Origin of the sequence: Colwellia sp. MB02u-10, assembly GCF_014077185.1 — a bacterium.
In the GTDB taxonomy this organism is placed as follows: domain Bacteria; phylum Pseudomonadota; class Gammaproteobacteria; order Enterobacterales; family Alteromonadaceae; genus Cognaticolwellia.
On record NZ_JACGVK010000053.1, the window covers coordinates 161,453 to 188,161 of the forward strand.

At 42.9% G+C, this 26,709-nt stretch carries 17 protein-coding genes and 5 pseudogenes; 10 read left to right on the plus strand and 12 right to left on the minus strand.

The window, feature by feature from the left end; all coding sequences use genetic code 11:
* Positions 1–241 precede the first annotated feature (241 nt).
* From tnpA to tnpC, 3 genes and pseudogenes are all read left to right on the plus strand, one after another.
* The gene (gene tnpA / locus H4J59_RS19750) at positions 242–577 is read left to right on the plus strand and encodes an IS66 family insertion sequence element accessory protein TnpA (RefSeq protein ID WP_182236126.1); all 336 of its coding nucleotides are present in this window, start codon (positions 242–244) and stop codon (positions 575–577) included.
* Entirely contained in the window at positions 577–924 is a 348-nt protein-coding gene (tnpB, locus tag H4J59_RS01145; protein WP_182236066.1) for an IS66 family insertion sequence element accessory protein TnpB, read from the plus strand. The genes tnpA and tnpB overlap by 1 nt, the downstream gene beginning before the upstream one ends.
* 108 nt (positions 925–1,032) lie before the next feature.
* Positions 1,033–2,603: pseudogene (gene tnpC / locus H4J59_RS01150) on the plus strand (IS66 family transposase).
* Here the strand turns inward: tnpC and H4J59_RS19245 are convergent.
* From H4J59_RS19245 to H4J59_RS01185, 9 genes and pseudogenes are all read right to left on the minus strand, one after another.
* A pseudogene (locus H4J59_RS19245) lies at positions 2,590–2,918 on the minus strand (transposase); the annotation flags it as partial. The pseudogenes tnpC and H4J59_RS19245 overlap by 14 nt on opposite strands.
* A 51-nt stretch (positions 2,919–2,969) precedes the next feature.
* Positions 2,970–5,735: a LuxR C-terminal-related transcriptional regulator gene (locus tag H4J59_RS01155; RefSeq protein WP_182236068.1), complete on the minus strand. Its 2,766-nt coding sequence runs from the start codon at positions 5,733–5,735 to the stop codon at positions 2,970–2,972.
* 324 nt (positions 5,736–6,059) lie between these two features.
* Entirely contained in the window at positions 6,060–7,325 is a 1,266-nt protein-coding gene (locus tag H4J59_RS01160; RefSeq protein ID WP_220469683.1) for an NAD(P)/FAD-dependent oxidoreductase, read from the minus strand.
* Positions 7,311–7,481 (minus strand): annotated as a pseudogene (locus H4J59_RS19150) (rubredoxin); the annotation flags it as partial. The gene H4J59_RS01160 and the pseudogene H4J59_RS19150, both read right to left, overlap by 15 nt.
* Positions 7,482–7,848: 367 nt before the next feature.
* Positions 7,849–8,970, minus strand: a complete 1,122-nt coding sequence (locus H4J59_RS01165; RefSeq protein ID WP_182236072.1) for an NAD(P)-dependent alcohol dehydrogenase — start codon at positions 8,968–8,970, stop codon at positions 7,849–7,851.
* Between the two features lie 293 nt (positions 8,971–9,263).
* Positions 9,264–9,665, minus strand: coding sequence for a MaoC family dehydratase (locus tag H4J59_RS01170; protein WP_182236074.1), 402 nt, complete (start codon positions 9,663–9,665; stop codon positions 9,264–9,266).
* A 17-nt stretch (positions 9,666–9,682) separates the two neighbouring features.
* Positions 9,683–10,126, minus strand: a complete 444-nt coding sequence (locus H4J59_RS01175) for a MaoC family dehydratase N-terminal domain-containing protein (protein ID WP_182236076.1) — start codon at positions 10,124–10,126, stop codon at positions 9,683–9,685.
* Between the two features lie 156 nt (positions 10,127–10,282).
* Positions 10,283–11,461, minus strand: a complete 1,179-nt coding sequence (locus H4J59_RS01180; RefSeq protein ID WP_182236078.1) for a lipid-transfer protein — start codon at positions 11,459–11,461, stop codon at positions 10,283–10,285.
* A 35-nt stretch (positions 11,462–11,496) separates the two neighbouring features.
* Positions 11,497–12,417, minus strand: coding sequence for an SDR family oxidoreductase (locus tag H4J59_RS01185; RefSeq protein ID WP_182236086.1), 921 nt, complete (start codon positions 12,415–12,417; stop codon positions 11,497–11,499).
* Between the two features lie 577 nt (positions 12,418–12,994).
* Here H4J59_RS01185 and H4J59_RS01190 point away from each other — a divergent pair.
* The 5 genes from H4J59_RS01190 (at position 12,995) to H4J59_RS01210 (ending at position 20,715) form a co-directional block, all read left to right on the plus strand.
* Positions 12,995–14,614: a DUF1302 domain-containing protein gene (locus H4J59_RS01190; RefSeq protein WP_182236088.1), complete on the plus strand. Its 1,620-nt coding sequence runs from the start codon at positions 12,995–12,997 to the stop codon at positions 14,612–14,614.
* Positions 14,615–14,657: 43 nt separating this feature from the next.
* Positions 14,658–16,028 carry a DUF1329 domain-containing protein gene (locus tag H4J59_RS01195; RefSeq protein ID WP_220469679.1) on the plus strand — a complete coding sequence of 457 codons (1,371 nt, stop codon included), beginning with the start codon at positions 14,658–14,660 and terminating at the stop codon, positions 16,026–16,028.
* Positions 16,029–16,152: 124 nt separating this feature from the next.
* Positions 16,153–17,340 (plus strand): YCF48-related protein, encoded by a 1,188-nt coding sequence (locus tag H4J59_RS01200; protein WP_182236090.1) that lies wholly within the window; start codon positions 16,153–16,155, stop codon positions 17,338–17,340.
* A 12-nt stretch (positions 17,341–17,352) separates the two neighbouring features.
* Complete coding sequence (locus tag H4J59_RS01205) at positions 17,353–19,812, plus strand: RND family transporter (RefSeq protein ID WP_182236092.1); 2,460 nt, start codon at positions 17,353–17,355, stop codon at positions 19,810–19,812.
* A 414-nt stretch (positions 19,813–20,226) separates the two neighbouring features.
* A complete protein-coding gene (locus tag H4J59_RS01210) occupies positions 20,227–20,715 on the plus strand; it encodes a hypothetical protein (RefSeq protein WP_182236094.1) in 489 nt (162 codons plus the stop codon).
* A 79-nt stretch (positions 20,716–20,794) separates the two neighbouring features.
* On the opposite strand, the gene H4J59_RS01215 is transcribed toward H4J59_RS01210, so the two are convergent.
* The 3 genes from H4J59_RS01215 to H4J59_RS01225 all read right to left on the minus strand — a co-directional run bounded on the left by H4J59_RS01215 (position 20,795) and on the right by H4J59_RS01225 (position 24,600).
* Positions 20,795–21,634, minus strand: coding sequence for an alpha/beta fold hydrolase (locus H4J59_RS01215; protein WP_182236096.1), 840 nt, complete (start codon positions 21,632–21,634; stop codon positions 20,795–20,797).
* A gap of 484 nt (positions 21,635–22,118) precedes the next feature.
* Positions 22,119–22,889 (minus strand): enoyl-CoA hydratase/isomerase family protein, encoded by a 771-nt coding sequence (locus H4J59_RS01220; RefSeq protein WP_182236098.1) that lies wholly within the window; start codon positions 22,887–22,889, stop codon positions 22,119–22,121.
* A 145-nt stretch (positions 22,890–23,034) separates the two neighbouring features.
* Positions 23,035–24,600, minus strand: a complete 1,566-nt coding sequence (locus tag H4J59_RS01225) for a long-chain-fatty-acid--CoA ligase (protein WP_182236100.1) — start codon at positions 24,598–24,600, stop codon at positions 23,035–23,037.
* Between the two features lie 530 nt (positions 24,601–25,130).
* Between H4J59_RS01225 and H4J59_RS01230 the strand changes: the two are divergent.
* Together H4J59_RS01230 and H4J59_RS19155 are read left to right on the plus strand one after the other, a co-directional pair.
* Positions 25,131–25,518 (plus strand): annotated as a pseudogene (locus H4J59_RS01230) (transposase); the annotation flags it as partial.
* A 696-nt stretch (positions 25,519–26,214) separates the two neighbouring features.
* A pseudogene (locus H4J59_RS19155) lies at positions 26,215–26,385 on the plus strand (tyrosine-type recombinase/integrase); the annotation flags it as partial.
* Positions 26,386–26,709: the final 324 nt, after the last annotated feature.

Below are 26,709 nucleotides of genomic sequence, written 5' to 3' on the forward strand. Positions count from 1 at the left end.
TTTTATTGTTGTTAAGCTTCACTCTTTCATTGTTGGAAGCAGTTTATTCTAGCTTAAAAAACACAGTAAATGGATGATTATTATTAAAACGCTACTTTTTAGTGGCGTTTTAATTTGCATAGTTTTTTAATACATTATTCATTGGATGTTTAAAATTTTGATCGCATTGACTAGCACCTGTGACCTTTCAAGCTCATAATTCGTAAGCGTCTGGCAAAGTGCATCTAAACAATAAGTCGCGATCAAGTTAAGTTACTTCAAACAATTATTTGGAGTAACTTATGAAACCACTCGAAGCCAGGAGCAATGGCGAACTATTCTTAATGAACAACAAACTAGCGGTCAAACCATCATTGATTATTGCCGTGAGCATCAATTAGCAACTTCCAGTTTTTATGTGTTTCGTAAAAAGTTGGGTATCACATCAAGTAGTTTTGTTCGTACCAAAGTCACCCAACAAGTTGAGTTGATAGCAGAGCAACACCCGATTGAACTGACGTTCGGTAAAGCAACATTAAGGCTCCCTTCAAATACTAGTGCAACCTACTTAGGCCAAGTATTACGAGCGTTGGCTTAATGAAGATGTTTCTAGAAGTACCCGAAGTCTTTTTACACCGAGATGTGGTCGATTTTCGCAAATCAATAAATGGTTTAGTGGGTATCGTCGAGGACGAGCTTGAATACGATGCTTACACTGGTACGTTGTTTGTTTTTTGTAATAAAGCTAAAGACAAACTCAAAATTCTCTATTGGGATAAAACAGGTTTTGCGCTGTGGTATAAGCGGCTGGAAAAACAGAAATTCAAATGGCCGAGTAAAGTATCAAGCCAAGCGTTTGAATTAACTGAGCAGCAGTTGACTTGGTTACTCTCAGGTTATGATGTGGTCGGTCACGAGCCATTACACTATGAATCGACGATCTAATGTTGGCCTAATGCGATCACATTGACAGTCAACGATCGTGTCCACAAACCCTTATATTATTTGACGTACAAAGCAGAGCACAGATAAAAAAGTTGCTAAACTGTGGGCATGAAGATTGATGCCAACTCATTGCCCAACGACCCAGAAAAACTCAAGGAAATGTTACTTGAGTTGCAGCAGGCTATGACAGAAAAAGATAAAGCGTTAGTAGAAAAAGATAAAACCATCACTGAGCAGGCCATTCAAATTAATCAGTTTATTGAGCGCTATGAAATAGCCAAGCGTAAACAGTTTGGCAAAAGCTCAGAGCAAAGCCCTGGCGGTGGTGAAATCTTCAATGAAGCGGAAGAAACCTTGGATGAAGCAGATAAAATGCTCTTAGCAGAGGTTGATAGCAAGCAAACACACATCATTAAAAACAAGCCGAAACGAAAGCCTCTTCCTAAAGACTTACCACGTAAAGTCGTGACAATAGATTTACCTATTGATGAGCAAGTCTGTGATTGCTGTCAAAGCCGCTTACATAAAATCGGTGAAGCACGTAGCGAAAAGCTTGAGTTCGACCCCGCACACATTAAGGTTATTGAAACCGTTCGCCCCAAATATGCTTGTAAACAATGTGAGAAAACAGGTACAGCGAATCACATTAAAACCGCACCAATGCCTTCAACGCCTATCCCAAAAGGCATTGCTACGGCCAGTTTACTCAGCCAACTTATCACGGCCAAATACCAATATGGTTTACCGCTTTATCGACAAGAAAGTATGTTTAAGGACTATGGCATAATGTTAAGTCGTCAAACGATGTCAGATTGGTTAATGCGTTGCAGTGAGTTACTGATACCACTGTATAACGTATTAAAAAGCGAGTTGCTTGCACAAAGGGTGATCCATGCAGATGAAACGCCGTTGAAGGTTATTCGAGAAGAAAAAAGCACTAGTTATATGTGGGTGTATTGTTGTGGAGAGGATAAGTTGAACAACAATAAGACAACGAACATCGTCTTGTATGATTATCACAACAGCCGAGCAGCGCAATGCCCAATAACGTTTCTTGAAGGTTATAGCAATTACTTACAAGTTGATGGTTATGCTGCGTACGGAAAAACAAAGGCAATATTAGCAGGCTGTATGGCGCATGCGCGTCGTAAATTCATTGATGCGAAAACCGTGCAAGGTAAAAATAAAACAGGTAAAGCGGATGTGATATTAAATTTAATCGGTAAGCTCTATGGTATTGAGGCGGCGATAAAAACAAAAGGCTGGGGTGAAAAACACCAAGTACGGCAAGAAAAGTCAAAACCAATACTCGATAAAATAAATTTGTGGGTAACGAACAATAAAGAAAAAATCCCGCCGAAAAGTAAACTAGCCGAAGCGTTAACCTATTGGCATAACCAAACCCACAAACTCGAAACCTACCTTAAAGATGGGCGTATCAATATCGATAATAATCGTGCTGAGCGAGCAGTAAAGCCGTTTGTAATTGGTCGTAAAATTGGCTGTTCTCAAACACCGGACGCGGTGCTAGGGCGAGCGCCATGCTTTATAGCTTTGTTGAAACGGCCAAAGCCAATGGATTGTTGGTCGATAACTATTTTCAAACCTGTTTAAATGAACTGGCTAAAAAGCCAGAGAGCCTAGATCACCTGCTGCCTTGGAATATCAAGCAAGGCTAGACGCCATTCCCCATACGCTTACCATAATTCTACCATTCACATAGTTTCTTTTTAATTTATCATATCTTGTCGCTATGCTTGGGTATTGCTTGAGCCAAGCAAATAAATTTTCAACTCAATATTGGTGTTTGTGTAAACACCAATCGATATCATCATTACCTACTTTGTAGTTTTTCTTCCTTGGGATAACAGGGATAGCATTTTATCGCGTGATTGCTCTCTTAGTGCTTCACGAACATAGCCTCTGTCTGCAATGATATAATCTGTACTCGACAACATATCTATAAGTACTGGCGTCGCTTGACTGTCGCGAACTCCCAATCTAGGTCAGACTTATACGTTAAAGGCTTAAAAATTAGTTATCAATTATATCAACGAGAGAGCGCTAGCTTTGGCAATAGCACTGGTTCTATTTTTTACACCCAATTTTTTATAGAGTTGATGTAAATGCCATTTGACAGTCTGTTCTGAAATAAACAACTTGTCAGCAATATCCTTATTAGTTTCTCCGGTTTTAATAAAGTCCAACATCTGTCTTTCTCGCTTGGTCATTGGCTCAAGCAGAGTATCAGGCTTCATGTCATGTTTACTTTTACTTTGTTGTTTTTCATGTTCAGCAAGTAATAATTCATTAATTTTACCTAGAAACATAAGCGTACTTTTCTTCTGCTTATTGGTATCTCCTTTCATTACAAGTCGCAATAGCTGGTGAACTTCACCACCAGCATCAAGAAATAATCGGTAAAAACCACCTTGCGCGGCAAGTTCCAATGCCCGAGATACATCAGCCACCGCGTCATCTGTCAGTTTAAGCGCATGTAATGCCCTACTACGTAGCAACAACAGTTCCATTAAACGAAGATGCCGCCCAGTCTCTTCACGCTGTAAAATTTGTGTATTTAAAATAACCAATGCCTTTTTCGGCAAGTTGCTATGCATATTAAGTTCTACCCGAACTAGCTCTTGTATTTCCTGAAAAACCTGTCGAGAATCCTGATCTAATGATGGCGCTCTCGATTCATCGAACCCAAGGTCTTTGGCAACTATTTGTGCTTCTTTACGCTTGCCGAATTGTAGCAAGTGGCGAATCTCCTCCGCTGCTAGCATTGCCTTAAGTCTCGGTAGTCGTATGCGATCGGCAGACTCTTGGCCTAAATGAATAACATCCAAGGCCTCATCAAGGCCAGACTTCAATAACTGTATATTTGCCATCACTCGGTAACCGGCAAAAGCTACTTCCACCACAGCCTCGCTATCAATATACTCAAAGCGATTTTCCAGTAGTTTTTCTGCCTTGGCTACTTCATTTTGTTCGTAATAAACCTCGGCAAGCAATACGGCGTTTAATGACCCCATATACGAGAACTCATTGGCGTTTTCGTTATTACAGTTCATTCCCTTAATATAATGTTTTACTGCACCGTTCAGATTGGCCCGCTGTACTTTTATTAAACCCGCAACCGCATGTGCCCAAGCCTCCAGATAACCAATAGAACTCTGCGCGCCAACCGATATGGCTTTGTTAGCCGCAACTTCACCCAAGTCTAACTCAAATGTAGACAATGAATTATAGGCCTGCAGTACAGCGGCGGTGAGCAAGTCCTGAAATTTACCCGCAGGATTTTCTACAACCCACTCTTTGAGCAAAGAGCTGGCATACACAGAGTTATCACTGGCGGCTTCAATAAGACATAGAATTAATTTGATGGTATTACGCAGTTGATCAAGCTCCACCTGTTTGAGTTTGTTCGCATTATGCTCACAGTGGCGCTCTAGCAAAGCCATTTGTTCTCGGGCTTGAGGATATTGCCGAGAAAAAACCAGCGACCAGCAATAAGCCACGCTGATTACCGGTCTGTTCAATGCATAACCATCAGGCAACTGTTGTATCCAGTTAAGTAACGTCCAGTTTTCACCCGATTCGAGTAAGAGTTTTTTGGAGATACGGGCAATCAGATCTAGAGCCTGGCTGTAATCTTGGGCGATTAATGCATAGTTTATCGCCTCATGATTATTACCATGCTCTTCATACCATGTATAAGCCCGACGACAAATTTTTTCTCTTTTACCTGGGTATTCTTTATTTAAAACATTCCTTAGAAAATCACCAAAAAGATGATGATAACGATACCTGATACGGTTTCTATCAAGTGGAATAATAAATAGGCTCTTATCCTCTAGCTGCTCAAGCATAATTTGGGCTGAGTCTATGTTAAGTACATAATTAACCAGATCAGCACTCATACGTTCAAGCACTGATGACCACAGTAAAAATCGCCTAACTTCGTCACTTTGCCTAGCGAGAATTACCTCACCAAGATAGTCCATGACGTCGCGATCAGTGCCGGTAAATTCATTAATAAATTTTTCATAATTAGAACTTCCAACCAATGCCAAAGAGGCTAATTGCAGCCCAGCCACCCAACCTTCAGTTCGGTTAGCAAGCGCGGATACAAGCTTACTGTTAAGTCCCAGTTGTTTGGAGGCATTAAGAAACTTCTCGGTCTCATCCAGCGCAAAGGCCAAATCATTCCTTGTTAACTGAAATACCTCCTCGCGAACTTTTAACGTATTAAGAGCCAACCCAGGTTCATTGCGACTTGAAATAACAAAGACCGTCTGCTGTGGAGAATAATTGATTAACCGTTCCAGAATACTATGAACTTCCGGGTTGCTGATTGTATGATAGTCATCGAGGAAAAATGCGTACCGACACGGATTATTTTCCAAATCATTAGCAACCTCTGAGATAATATAATCGATCGCCATCTTACGTTCCGCACCAAAGTAACTCGCATTAGAGTGACGTTCAAACGAATCTTGTGTGCCTACCGAAGCGATTAAAAGGGATAGAAACCTCAGAGGATCGTTGTCTTTATTATCAATGCTTAGCCAATTACAGTTATAACCTTTATCTGTTAAAACATCTGAGCTCTGGGCTAGTAGTATAGACTTGCCATAACCAGCAGGTGCTACTACTAGAGCTGCTCTTATGCCTTTCATAATTTTATCGGTAAAAGTGTTAACAAGCTCTCGATTAATAAGGTTTTCAGATACCTTAGGTTTAAGGAGTTTTCCGCGTATAACTGTGGTCTGATGCAGCGAGTTTTGTTTTTCTTCTTGATTTAACATCGACAATAATTCATTATTTTTGAAAACTTATCTAAGACTATAATGTAAAAGTTACTTACAGTTCAAGGTCTCTTCACTTTCGCTTCGTTTGACTACCTATAGTCTAATATCAATTACATTAAGTATCTGCTCTTGTTGTGCTAAAAGAATTCAACTAGTAAAAGTGGGTAGTTATTAAATGCAATTGGTATAACAACCTATTTGATCAATAACGTAGGTATCAGGTAGCTAAAATCACTTATTTCAAACTAATAAAGGTTGCAGCTTCTCTAAGTCTTTTTTTGACTAATAGAAACCACAACCCATTATTTTGACTGCATAAAATTAAACAGAGACCATTAGTGGTCGTGTCTCAGCACTTAATGCATCCTTTTCTTTTGTCGCATCACCCGTCAACGCAAATCCAAGCAACTTGCCTTCTGATGTAATAAATCTTGCGAGTACATTACAACTGTCAACTGTTACATGCCACTCCCCTTCTGCATCCCTCGGTGGCGGCGATACCACCACCGGGCACAGGGTCGTTTTTATCATCACAGGCATCACACCATAATGTACTTCAGCTTGCTGATCATTGAGCACCTTACCCAACACTCTGGCACTTTCAATTAACGGTGCAACATAAAACAACAAGTTGCCATCTACCTCGGCACAATCGCCTAGCGCATAGATGTTTTGAGCACTGGTTTGCAATGAACGATCGGTTAGGATACCTCGATTAGTATCCAATTTGGTAAGATTAGCTAGTGTTAAGTCAGGGCGAACGCCAATAGCGGATAACACTGCATCTGCTTCAATAACAGTACCATTAGCCAACGTCGCCTTAATGCCATTTCCAGACTTATCCACCTTCTCAACCACAGTACCAAAGTGATATTGTACTCCTGCCTGTTCAAGGCTTTCCTGAACCGCAAGTGAGGCCTGTTCCGGCAATAACGTCCCGAGTACGCTAGGCATAGGCTCAACAACCTCAATCATGAAGCCAGACTGGATCATATCATTGGCGTACTCCGAACCAATTAAGCCTGCCCCAATAATTAATATCTTTTTCTTGCCAACCAATGAGGTACGGAATCGAGTGTAATCTAATAAATTATTCACACTGTAAACTCGGCTCAAGCCATCTCCTGTCAGTGGCGCTTCAGTACATTTAGCACCGGAAGCTAATACAAGCTTTCCATACTCAATAGTGTCTTCGCCTACCTTTAAGATCTGTAAATCAGCATCGATTTCTGTCACTTTACTAAATATTCGTATATCTGCCTGTAACTCCTCAGCCATATCAGCCGCCGTAGCATTGGCAAGTTGATCAGGTTGTTTGGCTTTAGCAAAAGCTGTCGAGATCATGGGTTTAGAATAGAAACGACCATCATCAGCAGTTAGCATTATCAGCGGTGTTTCTCTGTCTTGTTTTCTGAACTCACGCGCCAAATGGTAACCCGCTAATCCAGTACCAATAATAACAACGGGTCTACGATTCCAGTCAATTTTAGGAACTGCCGACACAGCCGCTATGGCTGGTGCTGATTCAATCGCAACCTCAGCAACCTTTTCTTTTACGGCAACAGCAATGCGGCTTATAGCCACCATTTCAAAATCTTCCTTTCCTACACCACAATCTGGACATTTCCAATCATCAGGCACATCTTGCCAACGGGTTCCTGCAGGGATTCCTTCTTTTGGATTACCTTTACCCTCATCGTAGATAAATCCACAGACTAAACACTCTAAAATTTTGTAACTCATATTTCACCTCTGCAACAGTACACTGGAATAACGTTCATAATTTATTTAAAGCCTGGATTTTAAATCAGTTGCGTTTTTCGCTTATTCAGTAATTAAAATCATGTACTGAATAATTCACAGCCCCCTGCGATACTCCCAGCGACTGTTCATTAAAAATTATGTTCAACTATAGGAAATCAAACAACAAACTTTCGTTGGTTTTAGCTAAAGACAAACCATTATTGAGCTCTCAGCAATTTAGCTATGGGCAAAAAAAGGGCTGTCGATTAAAACAGCCCTAAAGGGGTAACCAATATAAAAATCAGTAACTAAAAAGTAGAATGTAAATTAACAATGACAAATATCACAACGCTGATGCTTGCTGCGACTACACCATACGAACGACAGGTTTGATACTTTGTCCGCTCTCCTGCGCTTTGATCGCTTCGTTTAGCGATTCGAAAGGGAAGAAGTCAATGAGGCGGTCAAAAGGGAAACGCCCTTCTTCATAATATTTAATGAGCTGAGGAATAAACGTTCTCGGTTCAGCGTCTCCTTCTACTATGCCAACGATCTTTCTTCCGGTAACGAGCATTTCCATGATATTAATGCTTATTTCAGCATCGGCGGGTGCTGCACCAACGAGTGCACAAGTTCCTAATGGCTTAAGGACATCAATACATTGTTTGGCGACTGCTGGAATGCCTGTCATTTCTAGGCTAAAGTCAACTCCACCGACTAATTTTTTTATCTCTTCGACAACATTTTCCACAGCAAATGGGTCAATGACATGATCGGCTCCAAGCTCTAGCGCCAAAGCTCTTCTGTCTGCTAAAGGCTCGACTACAACAAGAGGAGCTGCACCTATTAACTTGGCAGCCATCAGTGCACTGAGACCAACAGCCCCTCCGCCGAATATAGCAAGCGAATGCTTTTCGGTCACTGGCAACGAGTTCAAAACAGTCCCTGCACCGGTCTGTATGCCACAGCCCAATGGAGCAAGCATTTCGAGCGGCAGCTCTTTGCTAACTTTCACCGTATTTCTAACGTTGGCAATGGCCATTGTTGCAAAAGAGGATTGGCCGAAGAAATTAGCGTTCACCGCGGCACCATTTTGTTCCATGGTGCCGGTACCATCGCTACGACTTCCGCTGAAGTTATTCGCCATGAAATGGTAACAGTAGGAAGGCAATTTGCTATCGCAAGAAGGACATTGACCGCAAGAATTAAACGATAAAACAACATGGTCACCCGGTACTAGATCTTGCACTGCGCTGCCTATCTCAACAACAATCCCTGCGCCTTCGTGTCCTAGCACTATAGGAAGTGGCACAGGTAATTCTTGATGAAGGCAAACCAGATCCGTATGGCATATCCCAGAAGCAACAATTTTAATCAGTACTTCATCTGCTCTGGGTGATTGCAACGTGACTTGTTCAAAAGTTAAGGGGTCTGAAGATCCCCGGGCAATTGCGGCTGTCGCTTCATGTCTTATATCATCATTAGTCATTGTTATCACACCTATAGTTTGACTCAAAATGGCTTGAGCGTTTATTGAGGGGGGCGGCTATCATCAGGTCACCTTTTTTGCTTTCTCCCTTTTAGGGGTTATGCAAATCAGTGTTCATCCTAACAGCGACCGTTCACAATAAAACTATGCCCAACCATAAAAACTGAAACAACAAACTTTCGTTGGTTTTGATTAAGAACCGTTTTGTTACGAGTGAAAAACCAAATAAAAAACGCTGTAGTGTAACGGCGATACAACCCTTTCAGTTTCTTTTACAAGGCAGCCATTTTATCTTACAAGGCAATTATCGCTTCGCCCACTAAGGTTTGAGTACCATCACGCTTGGCTGCAACAATTTCTAGTCGGGCACGTCTCTCGCCCTTTTCTTCGAATATTTCAACTACCTTACCACTACAGGTAATCACATCTTGTAGTTGTGTCATCGACGCAAAACGATTGCTGAACTTGCGCAGCTGTGACTGAGGCTTCCAGTCGGTAAGCATACGTCCCAAATAAGCCATAGATAACATGCCGTGCGCGAACACATCTGGCATACCCGCTTTCTTGGCAAAGTCACTGTCTATATGTATTGGGTTATGATCTCCCGAAGCACCCGCATAAAGTGCTAGCGTAACACGAGAGATCGGCGGTAAATTCAATGATGGGATTTTAGTCCCTATTTTAATATCAGACATTTTCACATTCCTCTCACTTAAGGGGTACGGTAAACTAACGTATTAACAGCCTTAGAAACCAGCTCACCATGTTGATTTGTATACGAGCTTTCCATCACAATAAACTCAAGGGCGCCAGCCTTTTTATCAAACATATCTTTCAGTATCGAGGTTACTGTGATGGTATCGCCCGCATAAATCATGCCTAGGTATTCAAATTCCTGAGAGCCGTGCAGAACCCGACCAATATCCATATTCAATAAATCCAGCACAGGCCAAAATTCAGGTCCCTCCAAATCCAGCACGAAAGGAAACGTTGGTGGTGCAGGAATGTTTTTGTAACCAGCAGCACGTGCCACCAGTTCATCGCTATATAGCGAGTTTTTTTCACCAATCGCTTTGGCGAAAAATTTCAGCCGTCCTTTTTCAACATCTGTGCTAAAGGAAGTAAATTCATGACCTACTTTGCTACGGTCTAACATTTTATAATCCTTATTCATTGGGTATATACCCGTTCCACTTGAAAATGCATGATTCAGCTGGAATTAGAAACGCCTTTAGGCAAGGCATTGATTGAAGAGAATGGTTGATCCCTTCTCAAAATCAATAACGCAGCATAAAACGTTTCTAAAGCCCTTTTATACCTTGCGATACATGGTCACAACAACAGCACCACCCAGCCCTATGTTGTGCTGTAATGCCACACGCGCGCCCTGAACCTGACGGTCACCTGCATCACCACGAAGATGCCAAACCAGCTCGGTGCATTGTGCTAAACCAGTCGCACCAATAGGGTGCCCTTTCGACATTAAACCACCCGATGGATTAACCACAACTTGACCTCCATGGGTATTATCCCCATCACAAATAAATTTTTCAGCGCCACCTTCAGGACATAAACCTAGCCCTTCATAGCTGATGACTTCATTTGGGGTGAAACAATCATGTAGTTCAACAACATCAACATCCAGTGGACTAATACCTGATTGTTCATACACATCATTAGCGGCTTTAGCAGTCATTTTTGCGCCGACCAAATCAATTGGATTGTCCCAAGTATTGGCTAAATCGGTTGCCATTGACTGGCCAATAATTTCAACATCGGCATTAACATTATGTTTTTTAGCAAAGGCTTCGCTACAAACGACTACTGCGGCTGCGCCACACGTAGGTGGACAGGCCATAAAACGGGTTAAATAAGGAGGGAAAATAGAAGGCGAATCCATCACGTCTTGTACGGTAAGCGCCGTGGTAAATAATGAATACGGGTTTTTAATCGCATGGCTACGGGTTTTCGAGGAAACCTTGGCGAAAATATTTGGATTCGCATCATACTTATCAATATAAGCCGTACCTGCTTGGCCAAACATTCTTAGCGCTACTGGACCTTGCGGTGTTTCTGGTGCTACTTTTACCAGTGCACCTAACATACTTGAAAAAGGGTCTTCACGGTCTTCCCAAGCTGAGCCTAGTGCGCCCGGTTGCATTTCCTCGAAACCAAAAGCCAGAGCACATTCAACGGTGCCAGAAGCGACTGCCTGACGTGCCAAATAAAGCGCAGTTGAGCCTGATGAGCAGTTATTGTTGACATTAACCACAGGAATTCCTGTCATACCAACATCATAAAGTGCATGTTGGCCACAGGTACTATCACCATATATGTAACTAGCATACGCTTGTTGTATCAGGTTATAGTTAATACCAGCGTCACTCAATGCTAGTTTAATGGCCTTAGAAGCCATTACACGATAAGGTTCTTGTTGTCCTGGCTTGGTGAACTTAATCATTCCAACGCCAGCGATACGTGCTGTAGACATTATTGTATTCCTATTTAAAATTGAGAAATTTAAGTTTATTTTTTAGCGTTTAGTAGATCGATACCGACCATTTTACCCACGGCATCAAAAGTACTAATAATACTTTCTGCAGGTCCTGAGTTTCCAAAATCACAAATGATGTCCCATTTACTCGCAACATCTTCAGCGGTTACCGGGTTATCAATGCCAAATGCATAACCTTCAGTACGCTCTATTCGGATTTTAGCAAACCAGCTTGCCCCTACTTCAATCACAGAGCCGTTTTCGGTGTTATCTTCTGCGCACAGTTTTACGACCAGAGGTACAACAAAATCAGGGCTGGTGGCCTTTAATATCTCTTCTGGCCAAATCGTTTCCGTCATCCTAGAACCTGCAATAGGCGCGATCACGTTGGAAAGTATATTCTTACGTCCACCTTCAATCGCCAGTGTACGACCCAGTCCTATCAATGCAGATTTAGCGGAGCTGTAATTCGCTTGGCCAAAGTTGCCATAAATACCTGCTGCCGAGGTGGTGAATATGATGCGGCCAAAGCCCTGTTTCAACATATAAGGCCAGGCGGCACGGGTTACTTTATAGGCGCCGTCCACATGAACCTTATAAATAAGTTCCCAGTCTTTATCCTGCATTTTGGCAAAACTGGAATCGCGTAAAATACCGGCATTATTGATCACAATATCTACCCGACCGTAGTGTTCAATGGCTGTTTTTACTATCTTTTCTCCATATTCCACTGAGTCATAGTTAGCGACAGCATCACCACCAAGTGCTTTGATCTCATTAACCACTTTTTCTGCCGCGGAAGCGCTTGTGCCCTCACCTGTGCCACTACTGCCTAAATCATTAACGACAACACGGCCGCCTCTCTTGGCAAATTCCAGCGCATAAGCACGGCCCAAGCCACCGCCAGCACCGGTTATAATTACGACCTTTCCATCAAAACGGATATCATTCACTTTAATCTTCCTCTTCTAACTAACTGGGTTATTCGTTTTTAAAAGCGGTACCATTTCAATAGTCCATTGAAACTCCAACCTTAACCAATACTTAAACAAGATAAGCCATTGGAATTCACCTTTTAAAAACACTAAAACATCTATTGAGCAAACAGCTCTGACAGAAATTTCTTTAGACAAAAGGTTGCCCAATTCAAAGCTTTCAAACAACAAACTTTCGTTGGTTCCCTAAGAGCAATTAATTTTATAACAACATTTACTTTGTCTCGAAATTGCGAAGCTAATCATTTTTATTTCCCCAACTTTGGTTGGCTATGCAACGCAGATTTATCTTCTAGGATGGATATGGTGTTCAGGAGTAAACAATTACTAAGTATTGAATAAGGAAATAAATTCCGTACAAAAGTCTCTTTAGGATTACAGGTTAATAAAATTGTCTATGTAGTCGATGTATGAGCAGATTTGAAAGCGGCATATAAATAAGTTTTATAGTCTAAACGGGAATAATAACGCACTAAAAAGTTTCGTCGTTCAATCAAACGAAATAATAAAAATATAATAAAAGGCGGAGATAATTATGAACATTTACAATGGAGCACTCACTAAACCACGCTTCAAAAAGAAAGAGTTAAGCAGGCTAATAAAGCCATCCACACTCGCCAGCTTATTGCTGCCGCTAGCACTCAACCAGGTACATGCTGCAAGTTGGCAATTAGATAATGGGATAACAGTCGATCTGGATACCAGCCTGACCTACGATGCCCAATGGCGTGTGGAAGATCGTGATAATACGATTATCACTGCCGGTGGTGGTGGTCTACCCGGTTTTTTGACCGATGATGGTAATAAAAATTTCGACGATGGAGATATGACCCAAAACCGAATTACCTTTAGTTCTGATCTAGATGTGAACTACGGTTCCGGAGGCGTCTTTTTACGTGTTCGTGGCTGGTACGACGATATATACAACGATAAAAATCGTGCAGGTGCCAAATCGTTTCAGCAGGATGGCATCGACCTGCATAAATCAGAAGTAGAGCTACTTGACGCTTTTATTTATCAATACTTCGATATTGGCGATAGAAGCTTGAGCCTGCGAGTTGGTGATCAGGTAGTTAACTGGGGCGAGAGCCTGTATGTATTCGGCGGTATATCCTCTGCACAAGGACCGCTTGATGTGACCAAAGCGAACGCCCCTGGTGTAGAATTAAAAGATATTTTTATGCCCATCGGACAAGTATACGCTGAGATGGATATAACGGATACCTTCTCCATAGGTGCTTACTATCAGTATGGTTGGGAAGAACTTCGCATTGATGCTCCTGGCTCATACTTTAATGTAGTTGACGTGCTAGGCCAGGGTTCTGTTGGCGATACGTTTGATATTTTAGGGCTACCTGTAGTAGAAGATACACCTGATAAAGGACAGTGGGGAATCGCCTTACGCTATCTGGCTGAAGATCTCAACAACACTGAGTTCGGTCTATATTACCTAACTTACAATGATTTCGTTCCTACTCCTCAACTGCTACCCCCGATCTTAGGACCACAGCTTACTCATGAGTATTTTGAGGATATCAACCTGCTCGGTGCTAGTTTCGGTACCGTCTTTGGTGATACCAATGTTAGTGGCGAAGCCACCTATCGTGACGGCCAACCCGTACAATTGAATATTCCTGGTGCTTTTTACTTCACTACAGCTGAAACTTTCCAGGCGCAGGTTTCTGTGATCCATCTTATCAGTGGCACAGCATTGGCGGATAACCTCACGATAGTTGGAGAGGTTGGTTACAACCGTGTGTTAGATATCGATGCTGATCCCATTGCTCCGTTAGTAGGAGTAGACGTGAATGATATCCATGCCGCGTTGGACCATGATCGTAATGCTGCAGGTGCAACCGTGAGCGTGAAAGCCGATTACTTTAACATTGCCAGTGGTCTAAATTTAGCGGTCACTACTACCTATCGCAACGACTTCAACGGCGTTTCTTCGGTAGCATTTACCTTTAATGAGGGGGTCGAGCAGCTATCAATCACCGCTGATTTCAGTTATCTCAACAATCACAACTTTGGTGTTAGCTATGTAACTTTCATGGCCGATCCAGAAGAGGTCCTAGCTGATCTAGGCAGACTGGAACTTGGACATTTGAACGCAGATCGTGATTACGTTGCCGTGTTCTACAAGTATCGTTTCTAACAAAAAAACAACAGAGACAAGACGTTAAAGTCTAAGGAACTAAATGATGAAAAAGATAATTTTTACAGCTTCACTCGTATTACTCGCCCTTAATTCAGCACATGTGCTGGCCAAGGTTTCCGAACAGGAAGCGGCTAAGCTGGCTGCGGCATTAACACCGGTTGGTGCTGAACGTGCCGGTAACGCTGACGGCTCTATCCCTGAGTGGACTGGTGGCATGACCAAACCACCTGCGGGATACCAAGGTGAAGGAACCACCCGTATTGATCCGTTTGCCGATGAGAAACCGCTGTTTACCATTAATGCTAGCAACTATTCGCAATATGCCGATAAGTTGAGCGATGGCCAAAAGGCGCTATTCGCCAAGTATCCCGAAACCTTCAATATGCCCGTCTATCCAACCCACCGCACAGCTGCGGCACCTAAATGGGTCTACGACAATACCAAGAAAAACGCCTTGAATGCCGAATTAAAAGAGGGCGGAAACGGTGTGGTTAACGCTTTCGGAGGTTACCCCTTCCCAATGCCTAAAAATGGACACGAGGCAATTTGGAACCACCTCCTGCGCTGGGTTGGCCAAGGTGATTACTATGATTTTCGTAGCGACACGGTTTATCCCAACGGTGAAAAAACTAAAGGTGGCGGCATCGTTTGGGATACTTATCCCTACTTCGATTCCACCAAGGATGTCAGCAGCTATAACGGTAACATTATGCAACTGTTAGTCCAATACGATACACCGGTTAGGCGTAAAGGTGAGGTGATCATGTTCCATGATGCGGTTAATGCATCAGAGACGCCGCGACAGGCATGGCAGTACATTCCAGGCCAACGCCGAGTGCGCCGAGCTCCTACCATAGGTATGGATACTCCCAATGCTCAGTTCGCGGGACAAAGCGTTTACGACGAAGTGTTCATGTTCAATGGCTCGCCAGAGCGTTATGACTGGAAGCTGGTCGGTAAGAAGGAGATGTATATTCCCTACAACAATAACGGCCTTATTGCCGCTTTCGAAACCAAAAATGGCAAGGCGGACGATATTCAAACGCCACATCATTTAAACCCCACCTATGCCCGCTATGAGTTACACCGAGTATGGATGGTTGAATCAACCTTAGCCGAAGGTAAGCGCCACGTTTACGGTAAACGTACGTTCTACCTTGATGAAGATAGCTGGGCGGCGGTCGTCACCGATAGCTACGATGGTCGTGGAGAATTATGGCGTGTCGGTCTAGCCAACATGCTGAACGCCTACGATGTACCCGTGACACGTATGCGATCGTTCTACCATGTTGATCTTCAAAACGGTAACTATGCAGTTAACTTAGTAGACCGCATACCAATGAAAATTTACAAGGGTGAAGGTGACAAATTCTATACCCCAGCTCAAGTAAGAAAGATGAGCCGACGTTAGATTAGTCTGAACTGACCCTATGGATAGGGTCAGTTCAGTTTATGCTTCGCACACTACTGATAACTCAGTATTTATCTAGAATTATCTATACCGTTCCCATTTATATGACCAGAGAACATAACTTATGATTAGTATCTGTCGACAGCTATTATTACAACTTCTTCGACGCTATTACGCTGCTTCGGCTTTCGCTGCTTGCTTAGGACTTACTTCAGTACCTGGCTTTGCTCAAAACGATGCACTGGTAGAGCCAGCAATACTCAGTCCATTGGCCCAACATAGTCTTTTAATGGATGTGGATCAGATTGGCAGCCGATTAATTGCTGTTGGTGAACGAGGTCATATCCTGATCTCCGAAGACAATGCCACCAACTGGAAGCAAATGCAGGTACCTGTTCGAGTCACCCTAACGGCCAGTTATTTTGTTGATGAACAACATGGCTGGGTTGTTGGCCACGATGGCGTGGTGTTACATACCTCAGATGGTGGTATTCACTGGCATAAACAGCTAGACGGTGAACAAGCAAACCAACTAATGCTTAAACATGCACAGTTACTTTTGGCCGAAAACCAAACGGCGATGCAAGCAGCAAGCCCAGAACAGCTTGACGATTTAGAGGGGCAATTGGAGGGCCTCACCATCGCCGCTGAAGATGCAGAGAGCTTTGTCACCGAAGGCGCCAGCCGACCATTTCTGGATGTATGGTTTCGCAATGACAAGGAGGGCTTTATTGTCGGTGCCTATGGACTATTCCTTCACACCACAGATAGTGGTGACAGCTGGCAACCTTGGACCAAACATATCGACAACCCGGATATACTGCACTTAAACTCAATTAGCCCTGTGGGTGATAGCCTTTATATTGCCGCTGAAGCAGGCGCTTTGTTCCGTTCAGACGATAACGGAAAGAGTTGGATTTCATTAGACAGTCCTTATGACGGAACATTTTTTGGCGTTGTCGGTGTTGGTGACGTTGGTACAGATGATCATGCGGTAGTGGCCTACGGTCTGCGCGGCAATGTATTCATCTCTTTTAACCGGGGTAGCACATGGGAAGACATTGATACTGGCATAGATGCCAGTCTGTTTGGCGCCACCCGTTTGTCCGACGGCTCTGTAGCGCTGGTAGGAAATGGCGGATTTACACTCCAGATCAACCCTAAGGGTCAAGTGTATCATCTCAACCAGACCCTTAATAAACTGCCACTCAGTGCAGTGATAAATCATAGTGATACCGGCTTGTTAACTGTCGGATTGGGTGGCCTACAATCCATCCCACTGAAACATAACCCACTGAAAAAAAATAAATAACAGAGCGTGCCTATGAGCAGTATTAATACCCAATTGGAGCAGACGCTTCTTAAACCAGCGAGCGTTGGCGAACCTATCATTGAACGAATATTTTTTAATCACCGTCCTGTATGGCTGATATTGTTTGCACTGTTAACGCTGTTTTTTGCTTTTCAGGCTAGTCAGATCCGCCCAGAGGCCAGCTATGAGAAGATGATCCCCACCTCCCATCCCTACATTGCCAACTATCTGGAGCATAAGGATGATCTCAAAGGTTTGGGGAGTGCCGTCCGTATTGCAGTGGAAACCACTGAAGGTGATATTTTCACTAAAGAATTTCAAGAGACACTAAAGCAAGTCCACGACGAAGTATTCTACATCTCAGGCGTTAATCGCACAGCACTGCAATCAATTTGGGCTTCATCTGTGCGCTGGCACGAGGTAACTGAAGAGGGTCTTGCGGGTGATGCCGTGATTGCAGACACCTACGATGGTTCCCCTTCAGAACTGGAAAAACTCAAGTTAAATATATTCAAATCTGGCCAAGTAGGCGCACTAGTGGCCAATAACTTTAAGTCGGCGGTGGTTTATGTGCCACTGATGGAAAAGGATCCTGAGACTGGTGAACCAATTGATTATCAGGCCTTCTCCAACAAATTAGAAGATTTGGTACGAAATAAGTATCAAAGTGAGACAATTAAAATCCATATCACGGGCTTTGCCAAAGTCGTTGGCGACCTGATCGACGGAGCCAACCAAGTGATCATTTTCTTCGCCGTAGCCTTGTTGATTACGCTGGTCATGTTATATGCCTACGCTCGTTGCCTACGCAGTGCAGTCGTGCCACTATTTTGCTCGGTAACCGCGGTAATTTGGCAACTTGGGCTATTGAAAACATTAGGGTATAGCCTAGATCCATATTCCATGCTAGTGCCGTTTCTCGTGTTCGCCATCGGTATCAGCCACGGAGTACAGATTATCAATGCGATCGCCCATGAAAGTGCTACTGGAGCTAATAAAGAACTTGCTGCCCGTAGAGCCTTTCGCTCCCTCTATATTCCTGGCAGCATCGCCTTAGTAAGTGATGGTGTCGGCTTTGCCACTTTGATGGTCATCGAAATTCCCGTGATCCAAGACCTAGCGATTGCCGCGAGTATGGGAGTAGCAGTCATTATTCTGACCAACCTGATCCTGCTATCGATATTGATGTCTTATGCAGGTATTAGTCAAGCATCAGTCAACAAACAACTCCACTCAGAAGAACATGGCAAACACCAGTTCTGGCAGCTGCTCTCTACCTTTACCCAACGACGTCAAGCGTGGTTACTGCTTGTTGTTGCTCTGTTAATAGCCACTTTTGGAGTACATCAGAGTCAAGGACTAAAGATTGGTGATTTAGACGCTGGTGCACCCGAACTTCGACCTGATTCCCGCTACAATCTGGACAACGCTTTCATCACAAAGAACTACACCACCAGTACCGATATTTTTGTGATAATGGTGCAATCTGCCAAAGAAAAATGTTCTGACTATCAAACACTGGATGCCATTGATCAACTGCAATGGCGAATGCAACAATTACCGGGGGTTCAATCGGGTCGATCGCTTGTGAATCACACCAAACAAATGATGACAGGATATAACGAGGGAAACATCAAGTGGCTGGCACTGAACCGCAATCAACCTTTACTGGATCAAGCCTCAGTCACCGCCACACCTGGCAGCTACAATACAGACTGCAGTCTAACCCCTGTGTTTATCTACCTCAACGATCATAAAGCGGAAACATTAAAAGCGGTGGTCGCTGAAGCAGAGGCCTTTATTGATGAATTCAAGGATCTGGATACATTGACGTTCAAACTGGCCGCGGGTAATGCCGGTATTGAAGCGGCCACAAATATGGTGATCGAAAAGGCACAGTACCAAATGCTGTTCTGGGTATACGCTGTCGTTGGTATTCTCTGTCTGATCACCTTCCGTTCCATCCGAACTGTTATCTGTATTCTGCTACCACTGGCACTGACCTCGCTATTATGTCAGGCATTAATGGCTAAATTGGGTATCGGAGTCAAGGTAGCTACTCTGCCTGTTATTGCTTTAGGCGTAGGTATTGGGGTGGATTATGGTATCTATATCTACAGCAAACTTGAAACTTACCTCAACGCTGGCATGAACTTAAAAGATGCCTATTTCAATACGCTGAAAACTACCGGTAAGGCCGTGGCCTTTACTGGCCTAACGTTAGGCGTTGGTGTAGGTACTTGGGTGTTATCACCAATCAAATTCCAAGCTGATATGGGCATATTACTGACCTTTATGTTTGTCTGGAACATGATCGGCGCGCTGGTTTTCCTACCTGCGATAGCTAGCCTTTTATACAAACGTAGTCCGACGCTAGCACAAACTAATGATCCATTAAGCCCTAAAGTTGCGTTAGTTCAAGACACCGCAACTCCAAACGCAAAAAAGGATGATAATTGTCATGCCAATTAATAAAGATATCCACTTTAATAGACACATACTAGTTGTTATCAATCCAAAAAGAGGAACAAGTGGCTCTGAACAATGGGATTCATCTCGCCAAGCAGCTGGGGAGTACCATTACCGTGTTAGTTAGAAAAAACACGGTATTCCTAAGTTGCTGGCGCAGCTTAATAAAAAACTGAGTTGCGCCACAAAAAAAGGGATATCAGCTGCTGTTGAAATCAGCGAGGAAACCAGCTTACTCCGCGCCATCGTAAGTTCTCAGTATGACAAAGGGGTTGGCTGGTTAGTCAGGGAGTCTCATTCGACCAGCATAAAGACCATGTTTTTCTGTCCGATGACTGGAAGTTATTACGCAGCAGTCTCTGCCCTGTGTTCAAGGTGCATGTTGATAATCATTGAGGAGATGGTAGTCCGTTATTATTGTGTGTAAATGCTAGCCCAAAAGCCAGTAAACTTCAGGAACTCAATGCGCGCGTCCTTAAAGTAGGCCTTTTTCTTGCTAAAGTAGGTAATGGTCAACGCCACCTAGTTAGTACCTATCCCTCACTAATGCAAAGTGGTTCAGGTAAAGACCAAGTTCCAAAGTTATTGGAAGCAAAATATCGCGCGGTTTGTAAAAAAATGCTAACAAAGCACACGATCCCTGACAATCAGATCCATATAGACCAGGGTCCTCCTGAGTTACTCATCCCTCAGGTAGCAGAGGAAATTCAAGCGAAGCTAGTGAATGTGGCCAAGTCGAATGGTCCATGTGGTGGACTAAAAGATATTTGTCTGCCGTTCGGCCAAGTTTATGGTGAAGTGCATATAAAAAGCTCTCTATGGTTGGCCTATTATCAGTACGATCCAGAAAACTCCTATATGTACCCGTTCCACTTGATTATGATTCGCTCAGGTTTCCTGATATGAGCATCTTCAAGTTTCGCGGGGATATGATCTAGGACAGGGATACGTCGAAGATACTCTGCATTTTATCTTGCGACAAAAATTAATTTATCGCTTCCGGCGCTACGTTTTCTGTATTGTCTAAGTCCCCTAGGTATTTTATTTCACTAAGGATTAAATCCGCTATACGTTTCGGATTTTGCATAGGTACTAAGTGGCTAGCATCTGGTAAATGAATATCTTTACCGGAAGGTAGTTTTGCTGCCAGATCGGGCCAGGTCGGTGAGTGCATAAAGCTACGTTGATCTTCCAAACTCTCTGGTTCCATGGCTCTTATGATTGTAATGGGTAGTGATATTGATTCAACAATCTTATATATATCCTTAAAAAACGCAGCCTTTTGATAAACAGAAGCTTCAAAAGCTGGAGGGCTGGCCAACTGAAATTTGTGTTCACCTTCCGATTTAGTCAGTCCATACTTGCAGTAATCTGATAATACCCCCTGATCGAAGGTATTGAATGGTGGCCGTTTTTTGTACAGAGTGAACATCTCTTCAACAGAGGAAAAAGTATTACGTCTTTTTCCTACTGGATGTTGTTCGCCTGCTGCTACAGCTATTGGGTTATTATCACGTCTATAGGAATCAGGTGACATAATAGCAGGGTCTATTAATATAATCTGAGAAAATAGATCCTGATTAAGATAAGCTGAATAGCATGCTGTGAAGCCACCCATCGAGTGGCCAATGCCGACCGCATTCTCAATGTCCAGTCTAGTGAGTACTTCGTCAACATCCTGACCAAATGCTCTCCAATCCACAATGGGGGTATTATCGCTTTGACCATGCCCTCGTAAATCAATCGCTAATATATGGCGCTTGCCCAGATACTTTACGACTTGATCCCAGCAACGGGCATGAAAGCCAGTCGCATGTATCAGCACAAGTGTAGGTAGGAGGGACTTGTATTCGGAACCCCATTCAAAAACAGATATTGTTATTTCTGATGTGTCGATAAAATAATGACCAACAGCTAAATGCTGTTCATTAATAGGCGTATTAATTTACTGTAATTCCTCTCAATAATTTGACCTTTACGCGGCATAGATCAATGTCATTCAAGTTGGCCTATCGAAATAAAAAACACAATATTCGAGTCAGAAAGACATGACGTTTGAACTTTTTCTAAGAACCTTTACCCATCAGCACTACTCCAAAAAAATCCTGATGTAATTCCCAAACAAACGCTACATATATACCCAAAACAGCTGATACCGCGATTACGTAGTTAAACGTAGTTTGGTAAGTTGGGAATTGAGCAAGGTGCTCGATCATGTGTGAGGCGTATTCTGACTTTCCAAACAAATAAAGGATTTTAGCAAGTAATGACATAACGTCATAAACAAGCTTCATTTTCCTTTATGTAAATTATCGCTCTGAAAATTCTTTGATGAGTTGTTGCGCTTGATCAGTTTGCACTAGCATTCCCTGAACCTCGGCTTCATAGCCCAGCGACTCTGACAGGGTCGCAGCATCAGCGAAATTTATCTGGGACTTCAGTGCCCTCAAAGCAGGAGCGGACTTACTGGCAATTCGACTGGCAAATTCACAGCTTCGCGACATCAGTTCAACATCATCCACGACCTCATAACATAGCCCCCACTGCAACGCCTCTTCCGCATCTAAAAACTCAGCAGACATAGTCAAGGCTGCGGTACGCATAGGGCCGATCCTTCGGGTCAGAATCCACGATATCCCCATGTCCATAGCCATTCCGACTTTGGCAAAGCTTAGAAAATAGCGAGCGGATGCTGCAGACATGACAATATCGCAGGCAAGTGCAAGACTAACCCCTGCTCCTACGGCGACTCCGTTAACCGCCGCAATCACCACTGTAGACATGGATCGTATACATTCTACAACCGGGTTGGCGAATTGTCTGATCCAGTCATCCAGTTTATCTGCATTTTCTTGCAATATGCCACCTGTAAGATCGACCCCAGAGCAAAACCCGCGGCCACTTCCGGTGAGAATTACGACTTTAATATCATCGTCAGCGTCTGCTTCTTTAAGCTTCTCTAGCAATTCGACTAATAACGTCTCGTCAAGAGCGTTAAGCGTTTTTTCCTTCATCATAGATAGTGTGGCAACGCCATCTGAATAACGTTCAAGATGAACTACACTAGTTATCTCTTTCATTAGATATATCCTATTTGGAGTTATTTCACGAATATATACCCAAGCGACTACAAGATGAGACTGTTGTATCTTGAGGTAGTTTGGGTATAGCTTTCCAACTAAGCTGGTAATCAGTTAAGATTGCTGACCTGCTTAGTCGGTATTGTTAAGACACCTGTGCCTCACGACTTTTCCAATAAGGTTTGCGTAATTCGTTTTTGAGTATTTTCCCCGCTCCAGAAATAGGTAGAGAATCAATAAATGCCATAGATTTAGGGCATTTGTAACTGGCAATATATTCTTTACAGAAGTCACGCAGCTGTTCGGTGGTCAGACTATCTGAGTTTTTTTCTCCTAGAGCAAGCACGATCACGGCATGAACTGTCTCACCCCAGTCATTAGAGGGGATACCGATCACCGCACACTGGGCGACAGCCGGATGTTGCGAAATAATTGTCTCCACTTCTGCAGAATAAATATTCTCTCCCCCTGAGATAATCATATCCTTCACTCGATCAACCACGAAGATATAGCCCTGCTCATCCATGTAGCCGCCATCTCCAGTGTAAAGCCAACCATCAACAACAGCTTTTTGAGTTAACTCAGGTTTCCCCCAATAACCCAGCATAATATTTGGCCCACGAAGCGTAATTTCACCAACAGTTCCAGAAGGCACAGGAACACCAAGTTCATCTACAATACGAACTTGCTGTACAGGGCCAGGAAGACCCGCACTACGGATCCGTCCCGACTTATTCCCTTCAGCAGTGTGGTTGCTAGCAGCTGAAATAGAGATCAAACCACATTCAGTCATACCATAACCTTGAATAAAACCAACATCAGGCAATTGCTTCAGCGCTTTATTCATCGTTCCCTGAGGCATGGGAGAGGCACCGTAAAGAATGTGCTGCATACTCACAAAGTCATCCACATCAAAATCGGGATAATCTAACAGCATTTGTATCATAGTTGGAACAAGTAACATATCCGTCACATCCTGCTTACGAATTGTTTTTATCACCTCAGATGGAGTAAACGCAGGTAATATAATTTGAGTTCCCCCCAGCATAAACGACATCAACAACATACCTAGACCTGCGATATGAAACAAAGGAGCACAATTCAACCAACGGGGCTGAGCAGACAATCCACTCATCTGAGCACCTGTCAATGCGAACGTCATTAAATTCGTATGACTCAGCATAACGCCTTTAGGCGTACCAGTAGTGCCGCCTGTATAAAAGATACCTGCAAGATCATCACCGCTTCGATAAGCATCCTCAATAGGATCCGCCTCTGTAAGCAATAGCTCATAGCTAAGCATGCCTTCAGGACATTCGCCATCACCTGCATAAATCACAAACGCCAGTAGTGGTGTCTTTTCTTTTATCTCTGCCACCATTGAAGCAAAGGTGTCATCCACAATAAGAAATCGAGCACCAGAATCAACTAGTGAGAAAGCTATTTCTGAAACACTCCAGCGCACATTCACCAAATTGTAGGCTGCCCCTGCCCAAGGAACGGCAAACAGGTATTCTAGATAGCGACTGGAATTCATCGACAACAAAGGCACGCTTTCACCTTCTTTAACACCAATATTACGCAGTCCACCTGCTAAGCATGCGACACGCTTCGCCAACTCGCGGTAGGTCAAAGATCTATTTTGATAACATACGGCATCCTGATCTGGACGCAGCAGTACATTGCGATGTAAAAGTTGTGTTAAATTCATTATTATAAACTCCTAATTTATTTTTAACTAAAGACTGCTAATCATCGCTCAGGTTGCACTCAGTCTGATAGAGGTACTGCGACATTCATCTCGTGCCATAGACTTTGGGATGGGATAGTAATGACCTTCTTTAAAGATGCATCGATGAACGTATCAATACCCTTTTATTTCATTACATCCCCAATAGAAGACGTACCGCAACAAGCTTGTAATAGTAGATAGCTTGCCGAATCAAGAATCGTATAGGAACCAACTAAAGTTGGTTATCACTAAAAATACTCTAAAAGCACAGTCTCTAACCCTTTGGATATAAATTATTTGCATATTTTCCTTACAAGCTATGAGACAAATCTTTAGCAGTAAATAGACTACTCACCTGACGACTAGCCCGCTATGATTTATTGTTGTACCTATAACGGCTGTAACTTTGTTCTCAATCATTATTTTATCTGATAACATGCTTGCTTAACGACAGTAAAAAATTCATAAGGAAGTAATTGGAAAACTTGATGGTAAGCTTCCTTACGCTCCTATCCTCACGATTACTTGCGGCATTTGGGCAACAACAAGATAGGTTTAAATCAGCACAAGAATTACAACAGTATGCAGGTATAGCACCTGTAACAGAACGAAGTGGCCAGAAATCCTGGGGGCATTGGCGCTGGCAATGTTCAACATTATCACGACAAAAATTTATAGAATGGGTAACCCATTCACGCCTAAAATCTTACAGGGCTAATTTATATTATCTACAACAAAGAGAGAAAGGTAGCTCTCACCAAGCAGCTATACGAGCACTAGCCTTCAAGTGGATAAGGATTGTACAAGTGTTGGTAAGATGAAACACCATACAATGAAACGCAGTACTTACGCGCCTTAAAAGATAGAGGCTCACCACTGCTTTTAGGTAACGTTTAACTTGATCTCAGGCTCAGGGCGTTAAGTGCCATAGAAGCTAAATGTATATCTCAGTAATACAAACACATTTCTACTCTTTAATTGTTGAATAATGTTGTTAACCCTACACTCAGTTAGTAACCGATAAAATAATCAAAGCTGACGATAAAAATATAGAATGTTCAATGTGCACTCAGGCATCATAAATTTTATGACGATATGTGCCTCTCAGTGAGATAGAGCTAGGATTATAGTAGAACAGTTAAACTGGCCACCAATATTTAGGTTTTTTACCCAACAATTATGTCCTCACTAGCGAATCATATGATGCAAATAACAGCCAGTTGTGGGATACATAAGTCGATACTAAAGTTAAAAATCTAAGAGGCTATGTGCCCCTTGCCGCCATAGAAATAGATATTTATGTCCGCTATTAGCCATTGCTGACCTTAGCTTTTGAGTTAAAAACGGCAGATCAGGGATCCTAACGTTATCGTTTTTATATAAAAACTCACATCCATTCACAATTGAGATTGTGCCGAGAATTTTTGCACGGAATTAGATCTAAACCCCCAAAGCGGACATTGATTCATGTAAGTTTTAAATAAATTTAGGGTATTAACTGTAAATTGTAGAAAGCACTCGATTCTAGCAACTCCAATCAGATAATCTACACACCCGATTAAATACTCTGGCAACAACGCTAAATATTTTGGCATCACAGCGCATACTTTCAGACACAGTTTTGCGACTCAGTTGCTGTTAAATTGAGCTGATATTAGAACGGTACAAGAATTACTTGGCCATAATGATTTGAAGACTACTCAAATCTATACTCATGTGATTGGCCAGCATTCATCAGGGACCCTTAGCCCCATTGATAGATAACTTAACCATTAGAAAAGTATCTCTTTTTTTATTTTGCTGATGTCCTCAGTTAGCATTAACTATTTGATGACGAATGACCGCTGTGGTGGCGCAGGAGCCAGTCAGGATGAGGAGCAATCAGAGTTGATAAGTCTATGCCTCCTGCAAGCTCATACCTGCCAGTGGGACTCCATTTCAGGTAGCTAACTAATGCCACAGGCTGTGTGAAAACTCTCAGAGTAAATTTTTTATGCGACGCTACGTGAATTAACAGGTGGTTTTACCTCAAACGTACTACAGAATTTAATCTACGGAGCCTTTTTACGTTGATATTATCCAATTACG

Excerpts from the sequence above, each read along its gene's own strand:
- tnpB (WP_182236066.1), top strand. The coding sequence starts at position 577 with ATGAAGATGTTTCTAGAAGTACCCGAAGTCTTTTTACACCGAGATGTG.
- H4J59_RS01155 (WP_182236068.1), bottom strand. The coding sequence starts at position 5,735 with ATGTTAAATCAAGAAGAAAAACAAAACTCGCTGCATCAGACCACAGTT.
- H4J59_RS01160 (WP_220469683.1), bottom strand. The coding sequence starts at position 7,325 with ATGGTGGCTATAAGCCGCATTGCTGTTGCCGTAAAAGAAAAGGTTGCT.
- H4J59_RS01165 (WP_182236072.1), bottom strand. The coding sequence starts at position 8,970 with ATGACTAATGATGATATAAGACATGAAGCGACAGCCGCAATTGCCCGG.
- H4J59_RS01170 (WP_182236074.1), bottom strand. The coding sequence starts at position 9,665 with ATGTCTGATATTAAAATAGGGACTAAAATCCCATCATTGAATTTACCG.
- H4J59_RS01175 (WP_182236076.1), bottom strand. The coding sequence starts at position 10,126 with ATGTTAGACCGTAGCAAAGTAGGTCATGAATTTACTTCCTTTAGCACA.
- H4J59_RS01180 (WP_182236078.1), bottom strand. The coding sequence starts at position 11,461 with ATGTCTACAGCACGTATCGCTGGCGTTGGAATGATTAAGTTCACCAAG.
- H4J59_RS01190 (WP_182236088.1), top strand. The coding sequence starts at position 12,995 with ATGAACATTTACAATGGAGCACTCACTAAACCACGCTTCAAAAAGAAA.
- H4J59_RS01195 (WP_220469679.1), top strand. The coding sequence starts at position 14,658 with ATGATGAAAAAGATAATTTTTACAGCTTCACTCGTATTACTCGCCCTT.
- H4J59_RS01200 (WP_182236090.1), top strand. The coding sequence starts at position 16,153 with ATGATTAGTATCTGTCGACAGCTATTATTACAACTTCTTCGACGCTAT.
- H4J59_RS01205 (WP_182236092.1), top strand. The coding sequence starts at position 17,353 with ATGAGCAGTATTAATACCCAATTGGAGCAGACGCTTCTTAAACCAGCG.
- H4J59_RS01220 (WP_182236098.1), bottom strand. The coding sequence starts at position 22,889 with ATGAAAGAGATAACTAGTGTAGTTCATCTTGAACGTTATTCAGATGGC.
- H4J59_RS01225 (WP_182236100.1), bottom strand. The coding sequence starts at position 24,600 with ATGAATTTAACACAACTTTTACATCGCAATGTACTGCTGCGTCCAGAT.